The organism is Formosa sejongensis, from assembly GCF_033447105.1.
Classification (GTDB): Bacteria; Bacteroidota; Bacteroidia; order Flavobacteriales; family Flavobacteriaceae; genus Formosa.
On record NZ_JAWQUN010000021.1, the window covers coordinates 58,450 to 76,255 of the forward strand.

Annotated in this window: 10 protein-coding genes; all 10 read left to right on the top strand. The window is 34.6% G+C overall.

The window, feature by feature from the left end; all coding sequences use genetic code 11:
* Window positions 1-21 precede the first annotated feature (21 nt).
* The 10 genes from R6X41_RS15875 (at window position 22) to R6X41_RS15920 (ending at window position 17,484) form a co-directional block, all read left to right on the top strand.
* On the top strand, window positions 22-591 hold the full coding sequence (locus R6X41_RS15875; RefSeq protein WP_318501333.1) for a hypothetical protein: 570 nt from the start codon (window positions 22-24) through the stop codon (window positions 589-591).
* 70 nt (window positions 592-661) lie between these two features.
* Entirely contained in the window at window positions 662-2,020 is a 1,359-nt protein-coding gene (locus R6X41_RS15880) for a family 43 glycosylhydrolase (RefSeq protein WP_318501334.1), read from the top strand.
* Between the two features lie 229 nt (window positions 2,021-2,249).
* A complete protein-coding gene (locus tag R6X41_RS15885; RefSeq protein ID WP_318501335.1) occupies window positions 2,250-3,887 on the top strand; it encodes a GH39 family glycosyl hydrolase in 1,638 nt (545 codons plus the stop codon).
* 610 nt (window positions 3,888-4,497) lie between these two features.
* Window positions 4,498-6,510 (top strand): carbohydrate-binding protein, encoded by a 2,013-nt coding sequence (locus R6X41_RS15890; protein WP_318501336.1) that lies wholly within the window; start codon window positions 4,498-4,500, stop codon window positions 6,508-6,510.
* A gap of 1,168 nt (window positions 6,511-7,678) precedes the next feature.
* Entirely contained in the window at window positions 7,679-10,519 is a 2,841-nt protein-coding gene (locus R6X41_RS15895; RefSeq protein WP_318501337.1) for a carbohydrate-binding protein, read from the top strand.
* Window positions 10,520-11,013: 494 nt separating this feature from the next.
* Window positions 11,014-12,864: an arylsulfatase gene (locus R6X41_RS15900; protein WP_318501338.1), complete on the top strand. Its 1,851-nt coding sequence runs from the start codon at window positions 11,014-11,016 to the stop codon at window positions 12,862-12,864.
* A 3-nt stretch (window positions 12,865-12,867) separates the two neighbouring features.
* Window positions 12,868-14,418 carry a sulfatase family protein gene (locus R6X41_RS15905; protein WP_318501339.1) on the top strand — a complete coding sequence of 517 codons (1,551 nt, stop codon included), beginning with the start codon at window positions 12,868-12,870 and terminating at the stop codon, window positions 14,416-14,418.
* Window positions 14,419-14,488: 70 nt separating this feature from the next.
* Window positions 14,489-15,631, top strand: coding sequence for a right-handed parallel beta-helix repeat-containing protein (locus tag R6X41_RS15910; protein WP_318501340.1), 1,143 nt, complete (start codon window positions 14,489-14,491; stop codon window positions 15,629-15,631).
* Between the two features lie 138 nt (window positions 15,632-15,769).
* Complete coding sequence (locus tag R6X41_RS15915) at window positions 15,770-17,167, top strand: glycosyl hydrolase family 28-related protein (RefSeq protein WP_318501341.1); 1,398 nt, start codon at window positions 15,770-15,772, stop codon at window positions 17,165-17,167.
* A 158-nt stretch (window positions 17,168-17,325) separates the two neighbouring features.
* Window positions 17,326-17,484, top strand: a complete 159-nt coding sequence (locus R6X41_RS15920; RefSeq protein WP_318501342.1) for a hypothetical protein — start codon at window positions 17,326-17,328, stop codon at window positions 17,482-17,484.
* The last annotated feature ends 322 nt before the right edge of the window (window positions 17,485-17,806 follow it).

Genomic DNA, 17,806 nt, shown 5'->3' on the forward strand with positions numbered 1-17,806 from the left:
TACGTCGTAACTCCAGGATATATGAAATCGCTTTGCGAAGATGGGTTTAGAACCTATGGCAAATGCGAAAACATAACATTTAAGAACTGTATTGCAAAAAATACCCGTGGCGGATTCGAATTGCGATTTAATAAGGCGCATCTTGAAAATTGTGAAACCATAGGCACAGAACGTGGGTATTGGGTAGGAGATGGTACCGTAGTTAAAAATTGTAAAGGGGATGCGAATTACGGGCCTTTATTATTTGTAGAAGGTAGTAACATAGATGTAGATTTAATTGTAGATGCAGCAGAATCTGATCGTGTAGTTCACGCTTTGGCAACCATTCAAGGTGCTGATAATACTATCGTTTTAAGAAGTGAAAAAGGAACGCAACGTAAATCTGATTTGCCAATTTTATTAGGTTACACTCACCCTGAACATGGAGAAGCGATGTCGCCTTATAGTCAAGCTTTAACTACAGGTTTAATGCTTACAAATAAAACTGGAATGCCTATAGAAATAGGAGAAGAAGTTAAAAAGAGTACTATAAAAACGAATGGTAAGATTTTAGAGAATAAGGGGGCGGGTGTTAAAGTGTCTAAAATTTAAAGAGATTTTAAAAAGAACATATTTAGTTAATAGGACCATTAATACAGGTGAATTAAAAAATATAAATAGTATGAAAATTAAATTAGCAGCATTAATCAGCTTTATGATTACAAGCATTGGCTTTGCGCAAAATCCAATGTTTACTAATGTGTTTACTGCCGATCCGTCTCCACATGTATGGCCAGACGATCCGAATACCCTTTGGGTATACACCAGTCATGATGAGCCAGGTTCTAATAACCATTATGGAATGACAGGATATCATGCGTTTTCTTCTACCGATTTAGTAAATTGGACAGATCACGGACGTATTTTACATTTAGAAAATGTAGACTGGGCAGAGAGTCATGCTTGGGCTATGGATGCCGCTTATTATAGAGGGCAATATTATTTAATTTATTGTATGAAAGAAGCCGGAATCGGACTGTTTAGAACCGGTGTTGCACGTAGTGATACTCCTGCAGGTCCATTCACCGATTTAGGATATATTAAAGGTGTGGAATTTGGTCAAGATCCTGCCATTTTTATAGATGATGACGGTACGCCATATTTATATTGGGGACACGACCGTAAGTGTTTCGCTGCCGAGTTAAACGACGATTTGATGTCTATTAAACCAGAAACGTATGTCGATTTAACACCGCAATTAACTCATGTTTTTGAAGGCCCATGGGTACATAAAAAAGATAATAAGTATTACTTAACATATCCTGGTTTAACACCTAGACGTTGGCCAGAAAAAATGTTTTATGCCGTTGCAGATAAACCTTTAGGACCGTATGAATTTAAAGGTCTATTTATAGATGATTTTGAAGGTCAGAGTGGAACAAACCACGGAGGAACGGTGACGTATAAAGGTGAAGATATTATGTTCTATCACAGTGCTTGGTTGTCTGGTGGTTTAAGCGAAACACGATCTACTATGGCCGATTACTTAAAATACGACAAAAATGGGGATATCATTCCAATTGTGCCTTCAAAAGAAGGTTTAGGGAATGCAGAGCGTACAAGAACAACTCTTCATTTAGAAGCTGAAAATGGATTTGCTGCTGGAGGTGAATTATATAATGTAAATGTAGATACTTACATTAAAGGTTACAGCGGAAAAGGGTATGTTACAAATTTCGATAATCCATACGATCATGTTTCTATTTTAGCACAGGTAGCAAAACCTGCAAAATATCGTTTTAAAGTGAGATATGCTTCACCAGATGGAGAATCTAATCACGATATATTAATCAATAGCCATAAATACAGTGAATTTGTTTTTCCTCAATCTAAAGAGTTTACAGTCATTGATTTTGGAGTTGTAGACTTAAAAGCTGGTGATAATCTGGTACGTATTTTTAAGAAAGATTGGAAACCTTCAAAAGGTGATTTTGCCATTGATTATATAGAACTTGAACAGGTTTTTGAAGACGAAGAATAATGATTAAAACAGTGCGTCACCTTGAACGCGTTTCAGAATTTCACATTCATTTATAGTCATTAAGTGAGGCTTAAATAATGCATTATAAGATGATTTTAACCTATCGTCACCCTGAACTTGTTTGAGGGTCTCATAAAGAAAAATCATTTATTAAAACAACAAGAACCTAAGGTCTCTTAACATGCGATAACACAAATTACAAACTAAAAAAACTAAAAATTAAAACGATATGAAGAAAATAATATTAACAGGGCTTATGGCCTTAATTGTACAGCTTGGATTTTCGCAGGAAAAAGTCCACGTAAAAGCTACAGCCAATGGTGAAAAATTTGAGCACTTTTGGAGTAAAAGTGTCGGTGCAGGTCGTGCCAACGAAGGCTTACGTGCCGGTTGGTTAGAACAGCTAGAAATGGTGCAAGAAGATTGCGGATTTGAGTATGTGAGATTTCATGGGATTTTCCACGACGATATGTTTCCTGTATTTGTAAATGAAGGAGAATACTCATACAACTGGCAATATATAGACGATTTGTTTGATAGAATGTTAGACCTTAATGTAAAACCATTTGTAGAGTTAGCGTTTTTTCCAACAGCTTTAGCTGCCGAAGATAGTAAAACCCAATTTTGGTGGAAAGCAAATATTACACCAGACGAATCTAAATTTGGTGAATGGCACAATTTAGTTAAAGCCTTTACACAACACTGTGTAGATCGTTATGGTATTGATGAGGTACTGACTTGGTATTTTGAAGTTTGGAACGAACCAAACTTACATTATGGATTTTTTGATGGAACGAAATCTCAGTATTTCGAATTGTATAAGCAATCTGTAACAGCGGTTAGAGCTGTAGATAATCGTTTATTAGTTGGAGGACCTTCAAGTAGTAATTTTGTGGCAGACGGGCGTTACGATGGTGAGGTTGAAAATAGAGATGGAGATCTTATAACGTTTACAGCAGATAATATTAATGAACTAGAATGGAAAGGTGCTTGGATTGAAGATTTCTTAGCCTATTGTGCAAAAGAGAGCTTACCGGTAGATTTTGTATCTACGCATCCATACCCTACAGATTATCCGTTTAATCCAACCACAGGAAAAGGAAAGGATTTTTCTCGTAATGTGAATTCAACTAAAACAGATATTGAATGGTTGAATAAAGTAGTAAAAGAGAGTGCATATCCGAATGCGGAAATCCATTTAACAGAGTGGAATACAAGTCCGAATAGTAGAGATGCGATGCACGACTTTTTACCACCAGCAGCATATATTGCTAAAGTGAATTTAGATTGTATTGGGTTAACTAACTCTTTGGCTTTTTGGACATTTACAGATATTTTTGAAGAAAAAGGAGGTGCAGAAAGTATCTTTCATGGTGGTTTTGGTATGATAAACTACCAAGGATTAGTAAAGCCATCGTTCCATGCGTATCGTATGTTACACCAATTGGGAGATGAAGAATTGTTTAAAAATGATTACTTGTTTGTAAGTAAGGATTCAGCTAATGGTAAAATTATAGCGTTGGCTTATAATTACCCAGAAGATCATTACAAAGCAGTGCCGTCAAGCATTAAGAAAATTGAAAAATATGAAAACGGGAAACCTCGTCAGTTAGATTTGACGATTTCAGATTTAAAACCTGGAGTGATGTTTAAAGTAGAAGTATTGGATTCCGAAAGTGGAAACATTTTTAATTATTGGGAAGACATGGGGAAACCAGAACCACCTACTCGCGAGCAGATTAAAGTCATGAAAGAATATGCAGAAAATTTGAATACAGAATTATTTACTGCAGATAGTAAAGGTGTTGTTAAAATTAAACGTGAGTTATCACCTTGGAGTTTAGTACTTATAGAGCAAGTAAATTAATACGTGTATTAAACTAAATTTTAGATTTAGTTAGATTTATAATAAAGGGAAAGCGGGCTGTCTGAAAAGATAGCCCGTTTTGTTTACTAGATTTTGCTCATTAAATCGAGGCGTCGCCCTGATTATTAGTCTCGACATATAACATTAATTATTCGCCATTTCCTTAAAAATCGAGACGTCACCCTGAATTCAGTTCAGGGTCCCATAAGAGTAGATATTTTCATTAAAAGCGTTAGTTATCAATTTCAATACGATAAATAATGTCAAAATAATGAGACTCTGAAAATGCGTTCAGAGTGAAGGCATATAGAAAATAGAGATTTCGTTTTCTCTACAGTGTTAGGGTCTAAAATTCACATTTTTAATGCGTTATTTCCTTAAAAATAGAGACGTTACCCTGAATTCAGTTCAGGGGTCAAGAGTAGGTTAATATTGAAGTTTTTCAAATTAATAACCTCTTCACCCATTATTTTCCGTTAAATAAAATATTACAGCAAGAATCACGATAATTGGGCTTTAAGTTATTCATATTGATTTATAGTTTATACGTAGTAGGTTGATTAATATGTACTTTGAACACACAAATGAGTACTAACTATAAAATTAAATTATGAAAAAAATTACTTTTTATTTAACACTTGGATGTCTCCTAACTATGGGATTATCCTCTAATCTTTATGCACAAAAAGAGGTGTCGACCTTATTCGACTTACGACAAGCCATTGTCCTTAGTAATCAAAATATTGTTATGACACCTGGTGATTATAATTTTGAAGATTTGGCTAGTAAATATAGGAATATGGGGTTTACAGGATCTAATAATACTATAGATTTAACAGGGGTTTATATTCAAGTACCTGTAGGTAGTGTAAGTTCTACATATATAATCATTTCGGGTGATAACAATGTTATTAAAGGTGGTGAAATTGAAGATACCTATGATAGCGGAATTACAGAGGTTACAGATTTTAGTGCTTATAATCAAAATCGCGAAACTTTAGCACACGGTCTTGGTGGAGATGCAGTTGTGTCTATAACTGGTGAAGGGAATTTAGTTGATGGACTAACACTAACCACAAGAGGATCTTTCCCTTTCGGTTACGGAAGTATGTACGGAATTGGTTCTGCTAATGTTTTCGGATTAGACAAACGTTGCGGTATTCTTATTAATGGTAAAAAAAATACTTTAGATAATGTTGTGCTGCATCAAAGAGCTTTTGGACATGGAATATTTATGCAAGGCGATGCCGATGAAACTGTAATTAAAAACACGAAAGTAGATGGTAGAGTGCGTTTAGGTGCCGAGTTATACGAAGAAACAGAACCTTACGATTTACCTTTTTTATCAGATTATTTACAACCTTACAATAATGAATTGCCTATTGATAAAACAGAAATGCATTCGCTTTCTGAAGATGGTATAAGAATGTACAATATTCCTGGAAGTGTTACAATTGAAAACTGTACAGTAGATAAAATGAGAGGTGGTATTCGTTTATATTTAGGAGGAAAAGCGACCGTGAATAATGTAACGTCTACAAACTGTGGTAGTTCAAATTATAACTTACCTTCAAATGTGGGGACGATTACAAATTCGTATGGGAATTTTGCATATGCACCCTTATCAGATTTTGCTTTAAATAAAGGTGGATATAATGCCGAATGGACTATAATTCCATCACCTCATGCTACAGGACCTCATAATTTAATAGATATTAACGGCGGTAGTCATAAACTTGTTTTTCATAGAACAGATGGACCAATAGATACAGATCTTTCTCGTGTTATGGTTGTATCTGGAAGTGCGTCTACCATTATAAATGAAACAGAGTATACCATTGTTCTTGAACCAACATCTAGTGGAAATACCATTCTTAGTTGTGGTGGTGGAAAAGTTATAGATGAAGGGACTAATAATATACTTTCCTATTTTGAAAATTGTGATGATGTGGTAATTGACGACAATGATTGTGTAGAGGTAGATGCTTTTGATAGAATAGAGGCAGAAGATTTTTGTGAGGCTTACGGCGTTCAAATAGAATCTGGAGAAGATGGTGCAGCTAATATTGGCTATATTAATAATGGAAATTGGATCATGTTTTCGGATGTAGATTTTAATACCGTAGCGTTAAGTGTTGCTGTAAGTATGGCATCAAATAGAGATGGTGGAAATGTCGAATTTAGAATAGGTAGCGAAACTGGAACGTTATTAGGAACAGTAACCGTAGGTAATACTGGAGGATGGCAAACTTGGGAAACCGGTACTGCAAACCTAACAGGAGCGACTGGAATTCAAGACTTATATTTAGTATTTACAGGAGAAGGTTCAAGTAGTTTATTTAATCTGGATTCATTTCAGTTTTATACCACTTTAGGAATTAACGATCCTAACACTTCAGACGCTATAAACGTTTTTCCTAACCCAATTACTAATGTATTAAATATCAATAGAGCTATTGGAGCACAAGTTGAAATTTTCGATACTTTAGGAAAATTAATCCTTAAAAAGGATTTATCTTCTAACGCAGCAACTATTGACACAAGTCGTTTAAAAGCAGGTCTTTATTTCGTAAGATTAAAAAACGATAACGGGACTGTAATTAAAAAAATAGTTAAACAATAGTAATGTCAAAATCACTTAAGCAAGACATTCTTGCCTAAGTGATTTTTTTACATATTTAATACCAATCCTGTCCTAAATATTATTGTATGTTCATTTTTTTCATTGATAAATAGATCCTTCGACTTCGCTCTGGATAAACCAAGCCAAAAAATCTAGGCTTACGAACTTTTATCTAAATTTTTCGTTCACTATCTATATTTAAAGAACTCGCTACTGAAAATCAATAATATAAATACTTTCGTTTAGCTCAAACAGCTTTAAATTTTACGATACTTTCTCTTCAAATTTTACGATAAATTTTCGATAGGCCAACCAAAAAAAAAAAATTCAACTTATATAGAAAAAGCAGCTACCTAAGCTCAAGTATTTTGATAAAGTCAGCAGCGGTACATCTTTTTGGAAAAAGAGATTAATCGTTTAGGACGCAATTAATTTAATACCTAAATATTTATGAAACAATTACACGTATATAGAGCACTTTGTGCAGTGTTCGCTGTATTCTTTTTTACACTAGTAATGCACAAATAAAGGTCAGCAATCTATTCGACTTTCGTCAAGCTGTTTTAAAGAGCGATCAAATTATTATTTTAGAAGCAAATGATCTCAAAATAATGTCACTCTAAAAACGCGTTCAGAATGACGGCATATAGAAAATAGAGATTTCCTTTTCTCTAAAGTATTAGGATCTAAAATTCACATTTTTAATACGTTATTTCCTTAAAAATCGAGACGTCACCCTGAATTCAGTTCAGGGTCCCACAAGAGTAGTTTTTTCTAATTAAATGTTTTTGTTCTCAATTTCAAAACAATAAATGATCTCAAAATAATGAAACCCTGAAAACGCGTTCAGTATGACGGCATATAGAAAATAGAGCTTTCGTTTTCTCTACAGTGTTAGAGTCTGAAATTCACATTTTTAATACGTTATTTCCTTAAAAATCGAGACGTCACCCTGAATTCAGTTCAGGGTCTAACAAGAGTAGGTTGGTATTGAAAGTTTTCAATTTAATAACCTCTTCACTCATTATTTTTCATTAAATAAAATATTACAGCAAGAATCACGATAATTGGGCATTAAGTTATTCATATTGATTTATAATTTATACGTAGTAAGTTGAGTAATATGTAGTTTCAACACACAAATGAGTACTAACTATAAAATTAAATCATGAAAAAATTTACATTTCTATTTACTATTGCATGTCTCTTAACCACGGGACTTTTTACTAAAATGTATTCGCAAACGACTGTGAGTAACTTATCAGACTTTCGGCAAGCGCTGTTAAATAGCGATCAGACAATTGTCTTGGAGGCAGGAGATTACAATATTACAGATTTACCCAGCGTAGACAGAAGCTTTTATATTTCAGGATCTAATAACATTATAGATTTAACTGGAGTATATATTAATTTTCCAGTAGATGCTACAAGTACCGAGCATTTTATAATAACAGGAGATTATAATGAATTTCGTGGGGGAGAATTTGAAAACACATATGCATCCGGTATAACCGAAATTACAGACTTTGTTGCTTACAATGAGGATAGAAGTAATTTAGCCAATGGTGCAGACCAACATATGACTATTTCTGGAACGGGTAATAGCGTGGTGGGATCCAAATTTACTGTTAGAGGTTCTTTTCCATACGGCTATGGAAGTTTATATGGTATAGGAAGTAGTAATACTTTTGGTTTAGATAAAAGAGCTGCTATTTATATAAATGGAATAGATACCGTTATAGATGGTTGCGAAGTACAGATGCAAGCTTTCGGGCATGGTATTTTTATGCAAAGCCCTTCAGAAAATACAATTATAAAAAACACTTTGGTCGAAGGTGTTGTACGTCATGGTAAAGATATTTTGGCAGAAGGCGTAGGAAGTTTACCTTATCAAAATAATTATTTGGATAATGAAGGGAATCCAATAGATCCTACAGATGTTATTTCTTTATGTGAAGACGGTATACGTGCGTATAGTGGTGCAGGAAGTGTTATTGTAGAAAACTGTACTGTTAAAAAAATGCGTGGAGGTATTCGTTTATACTTAGCATCATCTGCGACAGTTACAAATACAACGTCCATAGATTGTGGGATAGCGAATTGGAACTTGCCAAATGGAGGAACGGTTACTAATTCATCTGGGAATTTTGCTTATGATGTGTTATCAGATTTTAGGTTGAGTAGAAATAACACTAATATAGAATGGACCATCATTCCGTCTCCACACGCTACAGGGACTCATAATTTAGCAGATATTCTTGGAAATAATCATACAATCACATTTCATAGAACACCTGGTCCTGTAGATGTAGATGAGGAACGTGCTATTGTTATTAGTGGTAGTAACTCTACAATTGTAAATGAAACAGAATACACCATTATTTTAGAAGCTTCTGCAACGGGAAATAATATTACGACCTGTGGGCGTGTTATAGATAATGGATCTGATAATACCATAGTCGCATCTACAAATTGTAGTTTTTCAATGGAATGCTATAATACTGCCGATAATTTACAAGCAGAATGTTTTAGCAGTATGTCAGGAATAGACGTTCAGGATATCTCGGGGGTAGTTAATGAGAAAGGAATTACAAATATAGATGATAATGATTGGCTTAGTTTTGATGCAATTGATTTAACAGGAGTGACTGCTATAAATATAACAGCAGCGACTTCTAAAACAGGTACGTCTGTAGAAGTGCGATCAGCGAGTACAGATGGAACTTTATTAGCAACACTTCCTATTACAAATACTGGAAGTTATGATACGTATCAAGATGTTTCTGTTGATTTATTAGAGACTTATAATGGAGTCACCGATGTATTCTTTGTGTTTAAAGGAGATTCAGATGCTTTATTAAATGTTGATAAAATGAATTTTCAGTACGACCCTTGTTATGAAGCGTCTTACCAGGCAGTAACACCAAATTACGCAAAAGATTTTTGTGAAGCTTCAGAAGTTAATATTACAACAGATACTAATGAAATGGAAGTCGTTTCAGGAATCAATCAAGGCGATTATATAAGATTTTCTAATATAGATTTTGGAAGTGATTATAATTTTAATGCTGTTAAAGTGTCTGCATCTTCTCAGAATACAGGAGGAACTATAGAGTTTAGATTAGGTGGTTTAGATGGTGAATTATTATCAACGGTTAACATTGATGGTACGGAAGATTGGAATACGTATCAATTATTTGAAGGTTATCTTTCAAAAGAAGTAAATGGTGTACAAGACTTATATCTTGTGTTTTCTGGAATTGAAGGCGACCTATTAAATCTAGAAAGCTTTTATTTTTATATTGATGAATGTGCGTCAGCGTCATATAATGCCGAAGATGTTATAATAGCTTCATATTATTGCGAGGCATCAGAAGTTCAGAGAGAAGGTGATGCACCCCAAACTGTTGGTTTCATTAATAATGAAGATTATTTAAGGTTTTCAAATTTCGATTTTGGAGATTCAAATGATTTTGGAGCAATTAAAATTTCGGCATCTTCTGGGACCTCAGGAGGAATTATAGAAGTTAGATTAGGCGGAGTAGATGGGGAATTATTAACTTCTGTAACTATCGAAAAAACTGGAAATTGGAATAAATTTACATCGTTTGATGCTTATTTTACTGAACCCGTAACAGGTATTCACGATTTGTATTTAGTTTGCACAGGTGGTGGTGGTTATTTATTTAACTTAAAAAGTTTTGAATTTTATAATGACGTTTTAAGTGTAGACGATTTTGGTTTAGAAGAAGGTAAAACTATAAAAGTAAGTCCAAACCCTACTCGAGGAGATTTAAATGTTAACCTTTCAAATTATATGGGTACATCTGTAACTTATACGCTTATCTCTATTGAAGGAAAACAAATAACATCTGGCATTTGGGAAGCAAGTCACCAAGAGAAAATAGAAATGAATTTTAATCAACTTCCACAAGGATTATATTTTCTTCAAGTGATTCCTGAAAGAGGGCGATCTATAGTTAAAAAAATAGTAATTTCAGGTGAATAATGTACTAACAAATAAAGCAAATTAGGTGTTTGTTGGCCCTTTTTTACTTTGTTAAAAATCCATATTTCTTAAAGAAAAAGACGATATGGAAGATCAATATAACGCCGTGCTTTTAAATCTTAAAAAGTATGAGTCTGGATTTACACGTCAGTTAATATGGAATTAAGAAATTTAAAATGAATACTCAATTTAAATTGCAGAAATTATTACTGTTGTTAAGGCCGAAAACTTCAAATTAAATCGCGAAATACGTTCGTGGAATTTGGTGTTAATTAAACAGGTAAATTAAAGGCTACATACTAACTTATAGAAAAACGAGTTGTCCGAAAGGATAGCTCGTTTTTTAATTCTGATGCAGAAATCTACTATAACCTTAATGTTACAGCTAAAACGGATAATAAATTATAAGATATGAATTATAATTTATAGACTATCTATTTATAATTTTCGAACTTGTACTTCAATTAATAGATATTAAATTAAAACAAACACTAATGAAAGCTTTCACCAAATTTATCGCCATGTTATGTTTACTATGTCTCGTTGTGTCGTGTAAATCTGAAGACAAGAAAAAAGTAGCTCAGGTCGAGATCGAAATAGAAAACGAAAAACCAAATGTTATTTTAATCCTGGTAGACGATCAAGGGTATGGAGACGTCGCTGCTTTGGGAAATACCATAATAAAAACACCAAATATTGATAAGCTACATGCAACAAGTGCACGTTTTACAGATTATCATGTAAATCCAACTTGTGCGCCAAGTCGAGCAGCCTTACTTACTGGGCATAATGCCAATAGAGCGGGCGTTTGGCATACGGTAAACGGACGTTCATTGCTTTTAGAGCGTGAAACAACGGTCGCACAAATTATGAAGGATAATGGATATGCGACTGGAATTTTTGGAAAATGGCATTTAGGCGATAATTATCCGTCCAGACCACAAGATAAAGGATTCGAAGAAGTGATCATTCATTCTGGAGGCGGTGTAGAGCAAAGTGTAGATTATTGGGATAACGATTATTATAACGATACGTATCATAGAAACGGTAAGTTAGAAGAATTCGAAGGGTTTTGTACAGACATCTGGTTTGACGAAGCCATGAGTTTTATGCAGAAAAATAAAGAGGAGAATAAACCATTTTTCTGTTATTTAGCTACAAATGCTGCGCATACGCCGTATTTTGTAGATGAAAAATATTCGGCGCCATACAAGGATAATGAAAATGTTCCTAATGCCGATTTTTACGGACTTATTGCCAATGTCGATGAAAATATCGGAAGGCTTGTAAGCTACTTAGAAACAACAAATCAATTAGATAATACCATTTTAATTTTTACTACAGATAACGGAACGTCTGCTGGTGCTCAAATTCCAAAAACAGACGATCGCTTAGATGGTTTTGTAACTAAAGGTTTCAACGATGGTATGCGCGGCATTAAAGCGAGTAAATATGAAGGTGGTCACCGTGTGCCATTATTCATTCATTGGAAAAATGGAGGGATTACCGTAGGTAAAGATATAGATGCCTTAACAGCGCATTACGATATCGTGCCAACACTAGTCGACCTGTGTGATTTAGAGGTTGCTGACGATGTGAAATTTGACGGACAAAGTTTGAATCCGTTAATAGAAGGCAACGATTCCGATTTTAAAGACCGTATTGTAATTACTAATTCGCAACGTGTAGATGTGCCGGAACCTTGGAGAAGAACATCTCTTATGCAAGGGAAATGGAGATTAATAGATGGAACAGAATTATACGATTTAAATACAGATCCAGAACAACGTACCAATATAGCAGATCAGCATCCAGAAAAAATGGCTGAATTTAAAACGGCTTACGATGCGTGGTGGGCAGATTTATTGCCAGGATACAGCGATTTACCTCGTATTTATTTAGGTCATGAAGCCGAAAATCCTGTGAAAATTTATTGTCACGATTGGCATACTGAAGGCACAAGTCCATGGCACCAAAGACATATTCGTCAAGGGTATATCGATAACGGCTATTGGCTAATTAATGTTGAAGAAAAAGGGACGTACTCCTTTAAATTACGTCGTTGGCCAGAAGAAACGAATTTAGCGTTAAATGCAGAAGCTCCAATTCGTCCTGCTCTTGAAGGTACAAGTGTAACGGCTAATAAAAAAGGGAAGGTTTTAAATATTGAAAAAGCAAGAATTAAAATTCAAAATAACGATGAAGTTAAAGATGTCGATGCTAATAAGGAATATGTGGAATTCACACTTGAATTAGAGCCTGGAGAAACCAATCTTCAAACATGGTTTACTTTAGATAATAAAACGGAATTGGGAGCATATTATGTTTCAGTAGAAAAAATATAAGTTATGAAAATTAAAGGGAAGAACTATTTTAATCAATTCATTCTAATATTAGTTTGTGGTTTATGGGGTGTGTCGAGTTCCGCACAAAAAAATCCAAACATTGTAATTATTTATACAGACGATCAAGGGTATGGCGATGTCGGTGCTCTAAATCCGCAGGCTAAGTTTAAAACACCAAACATGGATAAAATAGCCAATGAAGGTGCAATTTTTACAGATGGACATAGTACAGATGCCGTTTGTACACCTTCTAGATATTCATTGTTAACTGGGCGTTATAGTTGGAGAACGTCTTTAAAAGAAGGTGTGTTAAAAGCGGACGGACCATGCTTAATTGAAAATGACCGTATGACGATTGCATCATTACTTCAAGAGCATGATTACAATACAGCAATGATTGGGAAGTGGCATTTACAAATGGAATTTGTGGGCGATGTAAAAACGGGTGGACGCGATTGGTCGCAACCTTTTAAAGAAGGCCCAACTGAGCATGGCTTCGATTATTTTTTTGGAATCCCAGCGTCTATGAATTACGGTATTTTAACCTATTTAGAAAACGATCGTGTATTGGATCCTCCGACTATGTATACCAAGAAAAAAATGGATATCACGCCGCGGACTTATAGAATGACACCTCCATATCTTAGCGAGCAACCAAAAGGGTATTTGGAAGTTGCACCATCTTTTAATGATGAATATGTTTTAGAGACGTTAACAAACCAAGCCGTAAAATATATAGATACTATAAGTAAAGAGAAACCATTCTTTTTATACCTGCCATTAACAAGTCCGCACTTACCGCATAGTACACACCCAGATTTTCAAGGCATTAGTAATTGTGGTAATTATGGCGATTTTATGGAAGAAACAGACTATCGCGTAGGGCAAGTTTTAGATGCACTACAAGCAAATGGTATTGAAGATAATACTTTAGTTATTTTTTCTTCAGACAATGGTGCTGAGAGTAATTATGAATATCAACGTGATACGTATCAGCATTATAGCAATTTAAATTTTAAAGGAGGAAAAAGAGATATTTATGAAGGCGGCCATAGAGTTCCTTTATTAATGCGTTGGCCTGACCAAATTAAGGCTGGTACGATTATAGATAACCCAGTGACTCAGGCAGATTTTCTTGCCACAATAGCAGATATTATTGATGGAGATATCCCAGATAATGCAGGAGAAGATAGTTACAGTTTATATGAATTGATGACAGGTGAAGACATAACGCTAGATCGCGCAGTTATTCATCATTCTTTTACTGGACATTTTGCCATTAGAGAAGGGAAATGGAAATTAAATATGTTACGAGGTTCAGGAGGTACCTTAGAACCTAAGCTAATAATTCCAAAGGACGGTGAAGCTGTTTACGAATTATACGATATGGAGAATGATCCTGGAGAAACTAATAATCTGTATTTCGAACACCCGGAAATTGTAAATCAGTTAAAGACTAAGATTACAACAATTATAGAAAACGGGAGAACTACTGCTGGAGAACCACAACCTTATGTCGAAGAAAATTGGGAGCAATTAACGTGGATGCAATAAAAATTGATTGGTTCAAAACACAGGTTTATATCAATTAGGTTTCAATTTTAAAATTATAAAATTAGAGTAAATGAATACAATGTTGAAGTTAAGTTGTCTTTTTATAGCCGTTTTAGGAACATCATTTTGTAGTGCACAAAGTACGTTTCAATTAAAAAAAGTTATAGTTGAAACTGAAGTAAACACGATCATGACTGAAAAATGGCAAGATGCCTTTAAACATGTCGACTATCCAAAACAATGGCTTAATAACGTTATTACAGTCAATCCTGGAGAATCGTTACAAGACGCAATAGATAAGGCGAATTCTGCTGGCGGTGGCGTGGTATTTTTAAAAAAAGGAACTCATGTTTTGGAAAAGACTATAACCTTAAAAGGACTTGTAACTATAGTTGGGGAAGGTCGAGATTTAACGATTATTCAGCAAGGTCCGGATTTAAAGGAAACAGGTTTTAATATTGAAGCACAACCACAAGTCACCGATTTGGTCATTAAAGATTTAACCTTAAAAGGCTCGCGCCAAGGAAAAGCCAATGGGATATTAATTAGAGGTAGAAATGAAAGCAGACATACACGTGTGATGCTTCAAAATATAGCGGTTACGGATTGGTCTGCACAAGGTGTCCATATGAAACGGACCAATAACATTATTATGGACAATTGTAATTTTCAGTACAATGGTTCTGGAGGTGGCTTATACCATAATGTGTATTTCTTGTATAACAAATATATTTTACAATCCGATTGCGATATGTCCTATCCTGTTTTGGGAAAAGGAAATAAATATACGTCTTGCGAGTATGTCTTGGCGCAACGTTGCACCATTAAAGACTGTTTAGGAAATGGTATTCAGGCAGACCATGAAGAGGCGGGTTATATTTTTCTTCATAAATATAATATTTCAGGCTGCGGTCGTGTTGCCATGTGGTTTCCTTGCGAAAATTATTACGACAAGTTTCATTATACGGAAAATCCGAAATATGCCCCTCAAAACGTGATTTTAAATCGTTGCGAGATTGTAAATAATACATGGGGAGCGATGTGGCGATCGGTTCAAGATTCGTATGTCATTAACAGCACGTTCGATAATAAAAAAGTAGATATGGGCTTGCTAAACTGCGAGGTTACTATGGAAAATAGCACCTTTAAAACAGGAAATGAAATTTATAAAAATGTGAAGCAGTGGCCAAAAGATGTTCGAATCTTGTGGTAATTGGTTGTTAGATATACATATCAGTGGTGTCTAAATTAACTTTAATCCAAAGGCATTATTCAGTGTTTTACTAGGGGTGTTCTATAAAACAGTCATTCCCGTGACATAAGGAGTCTAAAAAAATAAAAAATTAGAAGCATGACGTTATTTAGAGTAAGTGTTTTATTTGTAACCTTTTTATTATGTAACGTTAATGCATTGCATGCTCAGACTCTCGATTCTATTTATGGAATTATAACTGACGCCAAGCAGCAACCGTTGGATGGAGCAGAAATTATTTGGGGAGCCGATGGTATTAAAACAAAAGCAGATGGAACATTCAAATTAAAAGGGGCTAACACATCTCAACTTCAAAATTTAAAGATTTCCAAATTGGGATATGAAACGAAATCGGTTGGGATCCCTGTCGAAAACTCTACAAGTAATCCAATGTCTATTAGTTTGAGATTTACTGGCAATACTTTAGATACGTACCGAATTTCAAAAGTCAATGTTGAGCACGAAGTCCTTTCAATAATGAAGGAAAAATGGGTGACTAATTTCAAACATGTGGCCTATCCAAAACAATATGTAAACAACGTTATTATTTTAAAACCTGGAGATTCTATTCAACAGGCGATAAATAAGGTTCACATTGATGGAGGTGGCGTGGTTTATCTTCAGGAAGGAACGTATGTGTTACATCGTAGTTTACATTTAATGAGTAAAGTGTCTTTGGTAGGTGCGGGACGAACAAAAACCATAATTAGGCAAGGTTCAGATCTTAAGAAAATAGCAATGACAACAGGTAGTCCAAAAGTTACCGATGTTGTACTCAAGGATTTTACGCTTCAAGGACATGACACCGCATCGGCTAGTGGCGTGAGTTTTGGAGGGAAGGATGAGAATAGACACGAGCGTTGGATGTTACAAAATATAACCATTACTGGTTTTGGTTCACATGGCTTAGGCACGAGTCGGATAAATAATATGATTATGGACAACTGTGAGTTTCAGAAGAATGGTTGGCTAAATGGATTTCATCATAATGTGTACCTCATGAGAATGCAAAGCATATTACAATCCGATTGCGATATGTCTTATCCTACAGAGGGAAAGTCTAATAAATATACATCGACGTCTCATGTACTGGCACAACGCTGTACATTAAAAGAAGGAAAGGTAAATGGGATACAAGTAGACGCCGTAATGAGTTCGTATCATTTCTTTCATAAATATAATGTATCCAAGTTTAATCGCGTGGGTATGTGGTTCCCTTGCGAAGATTATTACAACAAATTTATGTATACCGAAAATCCGAAATATGCACCGCAATTCGTCATTTTAAATCGTTGCGAGGTTGTAGATAATACGTGGGGCGCCATGTGGCGAGCAGTAAATAATTCGTTTGTAATTAATAGTACGTTTGCTAATAAAAATATTGATATGGGATTACTAAACTGCGATGTCACTATGGAAAATAGCACCTTTAAAACAGGTAATGAACGTTATACAGATGTGAAGCAATGGCCTAAGGATGTCCGAATTTTGTGGTAGATCCAATATCTGTCATTATAACTTGTAATGACAGATATAGCGTATGAGAAACATAATAAATAGAATAGCCGTTACAACAAAATGTTTAGGCATTCTATTATGCGTGTCTTTTGGCCTGCACGCTCAGGAAAATCAAGATATTATCCCAACAACACGTGATGGCATTTACTGCTAATGAGGATAGCCAAAAATCTATTATAGATGTAGATACTTTAGGAAGATTTACTGTTTTTCCAGAAGTTATAAAACAAGCCAAAGGTGGGTATTTGTATTTAAAACTATTACTTAATTATCCTAAAAAAAAGGAAAGCAAATAGTTATCCGCGTACTATTCAAAAGAAAACGGTTTTAAAAACAATAAACCCTTTTGTTGTGTCTAATGATGTTAACACCTTGGATGAGGTGCTGCTTAAAACAAAAAAAAACACATGTATTTCGGGATAAATATATGGGTATTCTAGACAATTTAGCAAAACTAGAGATGAACGATGATTATGTAGGGACTTGTGGGCAATTAAATTAAGACCGTTGCAATATTTAATAATTTTCTAAGTTCCATGTTTTTTAAATGGATTTGACTTACTTTTTATCTTAAAAAAAAGATTTTTGTACTATTTCTTGATTTTATAGGTCTTTCTA